Source organism: Brevibacterium samyangense, assembly GCF_039529845.1.
Classification (GTDB): Bacteria; Actinomycetota; Actinomycetes; order Actinomycetales; family Brevibacteriaceae; genus Brevibacterium; species Brevibacterium samyangense.
In genome coordinates this window covers 90,547-96,356 of record NZ_BAAANO010000005.1, presented here as the reverse complement: position 1 = coordinate 96,356, position 5,810 = coordinate 90,547, and the positions used below count along the sequence as shown (strand labels likewise).

At 66.5% G+C, this 5,810-nt stretch carries 5 protein-coding genes; 4 read left to right on the top strand and 1 reads right to left on the bottom strand.

Going from position 1 to position 5,810, the window contains the following annotated elements; genetic code table 11:
* Positions 1-68 precede the first annotated feature (68 nt).
* Entirely contained in the window at positions 69-830 is a 762-nt protein-coding gene (locus ABD172_RS02735) for a 3-hydroxyacyl-CoA dehydrogenase (protein ID WP_344306718.1), read from the bottom strand.
* 270 nt (positions 831-1,100) lie between these two features.
* Here ABD172_RS02735 and ABD172_RS02730 point away from each other — a divergent pair, with 270 nt between their 5' ends.
* From ABD172_RS02730 to ABD172_RS02715, 4 genes are all read left to right on the top strand, one after another.
* Positions 1,101-2,246 (top strand): thiolase family protein, encoded by a 1,146-nt coding sequence (locus ABD172_RS02730; protein WP_344306716.1) that lies wholly within the window; start codon positions 1,101-1,103, stop codon positions 2,244-2,246.
* Between the two features lie 14 nt (positions 2,247-2,260).
* The gene (locus ABD172_RS02725; protein WP_344306714.1) at positions 2,261-3,430 is read left to right on the top strand and encodes an acyl-CoA dehydrogenase family protein; all 1,170 of its coding nucleotides are present in this window, start codon (positions 2,261-2,263) and stop codon (positions 3,428-3,430) included.
* A 284-nt stretch (positions 3,431-3,714) separates the two neighbouring features.
* Positions 3,715-4,251 (top strand): TRAP transporter small permease, encoded by a 537-nt coding sequence (locus ABD172_RS02720; protein ID WP_344306712.1) that lies wholly within the window; start codon positions 3,715-3,717, stop codon positions 4,249-4,251.
* Positions 4,252-4,287: 36 nt separating this feature from the next.
* Complete coding sequence (locus tag ABD172_RS02715) at positions 4,288-5,793, top strand: TRAP transporter large permease (RefSeq protein WP_344306710.1); 1,506 nt, start codon at positions 4,288-4,290, stop codon at positions 5,791-5,793.
* The last annotated feature ends 17 nt before the right edge of the window (positions 5,794-5,810 follow it).

Here is a 5,810-nt window from a genome sequence, read left to right as displayed (position 1 = left end):
GGGAGGTGGTCAGCCACGCCGGACCCGACCTTCCGGTCGGAACCGGGCGGGCACCTCGGGTGCGTGGATCACTTCGGTGCCATGCGGATGGCGCCGTCGAGGCGGATGGTCTCCCCGTTGAGCATCGGGTTCTCGACGATGTGCTGGGCGAGGGCACCGAACTCCTCGGGTTCGCCGAGGCGGGACGGGTGCGGGACCTGCGCGCCGAGCGACGCGAGGGTCTCCTCCGAGGCGCCCTGCATGAGCGGGGTGCGGAAGGTGCCGGGGGCGATCGTGCAGCAGCGGATGAGGGTCGAGGCGAGGTCACGGGCGATCGGCAGGGTCATGCCGACGACACCACCCTTCGAGGCGGAGTACGCGGCCTGGCCGATCTGGCCGTCGAACGCGGCGACGGACGCGGTGTTGATGATGACGCCGCGCTCCTCGCCCTGCGGCTCGTACTGCTGCATGAGAGCCGCGCCGAGGCGGAGGACGTTGAAGGTGCCGATGAGGTTGATGTTGACGACGCGGGTGAACGCGTCGAGCGGGAACGGACCCTTCTTGCCGGAGACGCGGATGGCGTTGCCGATACCCGCACAGTTGACGACGATGCGCAGCTCGCCGAGCGCCTTCGTCCTCTCGAGGCCGGCGACGACGTCCTCCTCCTTGGTGACGTCACCGGGAGCGAACACGACGTTCTCGCCGAGTTCCTCGGCGACCTCGGCACCCTTCGAGGTGGGGAGGTCGAAGATGACGACCTTGCCGCCCTGTGCGAGCAGCTTCTTCGTCGTCGCGAGGCCGAGGCCGGAGGCCCCACCGGTGACGAATGCGACGGTGTCCTTGATCTGCATGTGTGTACTCCTCGTTGAATCAGCGACAGATGCTTGGGGCCGGTCGGAACCGGTCCGGTGGAACGGGGGAAACGCTACCAGTCGATATTGACTGTTTTTGCGGCGCATGTGAAGCTTATCGTGCGTTCAGTAAGGACATTCTTCAATCCTGTCCGCGAGATCGCCTCACGGATTTCCGCACCACCCACCGAGTCCCGCACCACCGAGCCGGCCCTGCACAGCACCGGCCCACCCGGTACCACCCGAAGATTGAGAACGAAGGAGTTCACAATGACCGACGCCGTCATCGTCGCCGCGCGCCGCACCCCCACCGGTAAACGCAACGGAGTCCTCTCGGGCATCCACCCCGCAGACCTCGCCGCCCTCGTGCTCGAGGACCTCGTGAGCACCACGGGCATCGACCCCGCCGTCATCGACGACGTCGTGTGGGGCTGTGTCACGCAGGCCGGTGAGCAGACCGGCGACATCGGCCGCACCGCAGCGCTCTCGGCCGGGTACCCGGAGACCGTCACCGGCGTCACCGTCGACCGCCAGTGCGGCTCCTCCCAGCAGGCCGTCCACTTCGCCGCGGCCGGCCTCATCGCCGGTCAGTACGACGTCGTCGTCGCCGGTGGCGTCGAGTCCATGTCCCGCAATCCGATGGGCTCCTCCTCGCAGGGCAAGAACCCCTACGGCGAGAAGTTCCAGGCACGCTACGACGGCGTGAAGCCCAACCAGATCGTGGGCGCGGAGATGATCGCGAAGAAGTGGGGCTTCACCCGGCAGCAGGTCGACGAGTTCTCGCTCGAGTCCCACGCCCGCGCCGCGGCCGCCACGGACTCCGGCGCCTTCGAGTCGCAGATCGTCCCGGTGCAGACCGAGCACGGTCTCATCACTGCCGACGAGGGCATCCGCCGCGGCGGCACCGTCGAGGGCCTCGGCAAGCTGAACCTCGTCCTCGAGGGCGACGGTGTCATCACCGCCGGCAACTCCTCGCAGATCTCCGACGGTTCCGCCGCTCTTCTCATGATGACGTCCGAGAAGGCGAAGGAACTCGGGCTCACGCCACTCGTCCGCGTCCACACCGCGGTCCTCGCCGGGTCCGATCCGATCATCATGCTCACCGCCCCGATCCCGGCGACCCAGAAGGCCCTCGCGAAGTCCGGCCTCGCGCTCTCCGACATCGGCGCGTTCGAGATCAACGAGGCCTTCGCCCCGGTCCCGATGGCCTGGATGCACGACCTCGGCGGTGACCACGCGAAGCTCAACCCGAACGGTGGCGCGATCGCGATGGGTCACCCGCTCGGCGGCTCGGGCGCCCGCCTCTCGACCACCCTCATCCACCACATGGTGAACAACGGCATCAAGTACGGCCTGCAGTCCATGTGCGAGGGCGGCGGCCAGGCCAACGCCACCATCTACGAGCTCGTCGACTGAAGGAGGCAGGACTCATGAAGCGTCATCTCTACGAGGAGGACCACGAGGACTTCCGCCGCACCGTCGCCGCTTTCCTCGACAAGGAGGTCGCCCCGCACTTCGAGCGCTGGGAGAAGGAGAAGCTCGTCGATCGCTCGATGTGGAAGGCCGCCGCCGAGGCCGGTGTCATCGGCTTCTCCCTCCCGGAGGAGTACGGCGGTGGGGGCATCAAGGACTACCGCTTCGAGATGGTCCGCGGTGAGGAGGTCGCCAAGCGCGGCTTCGGTTCCGCGACCGGCGGCTGGGGAGTCTCCGACGGCATCGTCCCCGGGTACTTCGAGAGCTTCGCGAACGAGGAGCAGAAGGCGAAGTACCTGCCGGGGCTCGCCGCCGGCGACACGATCAGCGCGATCGCGATGACCGAACCCGGCGCGGGCTCCGACCTCCAGAACATCAAGACGAAGGCCGTCCGCGACGGGGACGACTGGATCATCAACGGCGCGAAGACCTTCATCACCAACGGTCAGCACTGCGACTGGGTCGTCGTCGTCGCACGGACGAACCCCGACGTCCCGGCCGCCCAGGGTGTGTCCCTCTTCATCGTCGAGGACGGCACCCCCGGCTTCACGAAGGGCCGCAAGCTCGAGAAGGTCGGCCTCGACGGTCAGGACACCTCGGAGCTGTCCTTCGAGGACGTCCGGGTGCCGGCCGCGAACCTCCTCGGCGAGGAGGGCAAGGGTTTCATCCACCTCATGACGAACCTGCCCTACGAGCGGATGGGGATCGCCACCGGCGGTCTCGCGTCCTCGCGGGCGGCGCTCGACTGGACCTCGAAATACGTGTTCGAGCGCGAGGCCTTCGGCGGCACGATCGGCGACTTCCAGAACACGCAGTTCGTGCTCGCGGACCTCGAGACCCGCGTGGACGCCCTCGAGGCCTACGTCGACAAGTGCGCGCTCGCGCTCAATGCCGGCGAACTCACCGCCGTCGACGCCGCGAAGGCCAAGTGGTACGGCTCCGAGCTCCAGCTCGAGGTCATCACGAAGTGCCTCCAGCTCCACGGCGGGTACGGCTTCATGCTCGAGTACCCGATCGCCCGGGCCTTCCGCGACTCCCGGATCCAGACGATCTACGGCGGCGCGACCGAGGTCATGAAGTACATCATCGGCAAGGACATCAAGAAGCGGTACAAACCGAAGAAATGAGCACTGCCCGGTGTCGTCCGCAGCAGGCATTTCTGTAGAGGCGCATCGGTTTTCACCGGCAGTTCCTGTCGGGGACGAACAAGGAACCGACAGAGGGCCCGCCCCGGATTTCCGGGCGGGCCCTCCGTCCGTTCCGGCACTCACGGCGACCGACTTGTCTTCGCACCGAACACTCGTTAAGTTGTTTCAAACGTGCCGGGCGACGGTGCCAGACACGTGGTTCCACCCGGCCGCCGTTCGTCCTGAGCACCGTGGCCGCTCCACCGCAGACAAAGGTGACTCCGATGGTGAAATTCAATCAGGTGCTCGACCGGGCCCTGTCCTCGATCACAGCAGTCGTGATCGTGCTCATGATGCTCCACGTCGTGGCGCACGCACTGCTCCGGTTCTTCTTCAATGCCCCGATCTACGGCACGAACGAGATCGTGGCCTACTGGTACCTCCCGGCGATCGCACTGCTCGGCATCCCGGCCGCCCAGCTGCAGCGCGAGCACATCACCGTGACGATCGCCGTCGAACGGATGTCCTCCCTCGGGCGCACCGTCTTCACCGTGTTCGGCTGTGCCCTCGGCTTCCTCGTCTCGATCGGATTCGCCTGGTTCGGATTCCACGAGGCCCTCGAGAACATGCACATGGGCTCGACCGCCGGCGTCACCGACATCATCACGTGGCCCATCTACTTCCTCGTGCCCGTCGTGTTCGTCCTGCTCGCGGTGCTCTACGTCGTCGACGCGCTCGTCGCGTTGCGCACCGGCGACCCCGACATCGACCCGCTCACCGGCGAAGAGCGCGAAGAAGCGCTCGAGGACGCCCTCGTCTGAGCGCCCCGCGCTTCCTCGACAGAAACAGGAAACGACATGACTTCCACTGTGACGCCGCCGAGCATGGCGGAAAAACTCCTCCCGTCCGATTCCAAGCGGAAGAAGCCGTCCGTCAAGGGCGCTCTCATCGGACTCGCGCTCGTCGCCGTGTGCCTCGTGGGCCTCTTCACGAGCCCCTCCGGGCCGATCGCCGGCATGTGGTGCATCGGCATGATGCTCGTCCTCATGTTCCTCAGCGTCCCCGCGGCGCTCGCCCTCGCGATCCCGAGCCTCATCGGCGTGTACGCCCTCAGCGGCGTCCCCGCGACGATCAACATCCTCTCGACCTCCCCGTTCCACTCGGTCTCCAAGTGGTCGTACAGTGTCCTGCCGATGTTCATCCTCATGGGCATGCTCCTCACGTCCTCGGGCATGACCGAGAAGATCTATCGGGCGACCGACCGCTGGTTCGGTTGGCTGCCCGGCGGTATCGGTGTCGGTACGACGGCCGCCGGAGCAGGCCTCGCCTCGGTGTCGGGGTCGACGATCGGCATGACCTACGCGCTCGGCCGCGCCGGCATCCCGGAGATGCTCAAGGCGGGGTACGACCGCCGCGTCGCGATCGGTACCGTCATCGTCTCCGGGCTGCCCGGTAACCTCATCCCGCCGAGCATCCTCCTCGTCATCTACGCGGGGATCGCGAGCGTGCCCGTCGGCCCGCAGCTCATGGCCGGTGCACTCCCGGGCATCCTCGTCGCGGTGTCGTTCGCGCTCTTCCTCATCGTCCTCGGCACCATCGCCCCGAAGCTCGTGGGACGCGGGGTGGAAGGTGTCGAACGTCCCTCGCACACGTGGGCCGATCGGATCCGTTCCCTCGGTGAGATCTGGGGCTTCCCGGTCATCATGGTCGTCCTCTTCGGCGGCATGTTCTCCGGCGTCTTCACCCCGACCGAGGCAGGAGCCGCTGCAGCACTCGTCGCGCTCGTCCTCTGCCTCTTTTACCAGCGGAAGAACTCCCCGATCTCGAAGGTCACCGAAGCAGCACTCAACACGGTGTCCGCGACGGCCGCGATCTTCTTCATCATGATCGGAGCGGAGATGCTCACGAAGCTTCTCGCGATCACCGGCCTCGCCCCCGTCATGACGGACTTCATCACCGGGCTGGGACTCAACCGGGTGGCGTTCCTCCTCGTGCTCGTCGTGCTCTACATCGTCATGGGGATGTTCTTCGACACCCTGTCGATGATGCTCCTCACGATCCCGATCCTCCTGCCGACCCTCGAGGTCATGGAGGTGAGCCCGCTCTGGTTCGGTGTCTTCGTCGTCCTCCTCGGTGAGCTCGGCATGATCACTCCGCCGGTCGGCATCCTCTCGTACATCGTCCACAAGCTCGCACAGGACCCGAAGGTGAACGTCGGCCACGACATCTCACTGCGCGACGTCTTCACGGCCCTCGCGTGGTTCCTGCCGATCGTCGCCCTCTTCCTCGTCCTCATGATCTTCTGGCCGGGCATGGCGGAGATCCTGCCCGCCCTCATGGAGAACAACTCCGGCGGCGCCTGATCCACCCCGGTCGGTGG

Bases quoted from the DNA above. Each gene is read 5' to 3' on its own strand.
- ABD172_RS02735 (WP_344306718.1), bottom strand. From the start codon at position 830: ATGCAGATCAAGGACACCGTCGCATTCGTCACCGGTGGGGCCTCCGGC.
- ABD172_RS02730 (WP_344306716.1), top strand. From the start codon at position 1,101: ATGACCGACGCCGTCATCGTCGCCGCGCGCCGCACCCCCACCGGTAAA.
- ABD172_RS02725 (WP_344306714.1), top strand. From the start codon at position 2,261: ATGAAGCGTCATCTCTACGAGGAGGACCACGAGGACTTCCGCCGCACC.
- ABD172_RS02720 (WP_344306712.1), top strand. From the start codon at position 3,715: ATGGTGAAATTCAATCAGGTGCTCGACCGGGCCCTGTCCTCGATCACA.
- ABD172_RS02715 (WP_344306710.1), top strand. From the start codon at position 4,288: ATGACTTCCACTGTGACGCCGCCGAGCATGGCGGAAAAACTCCTCCCG.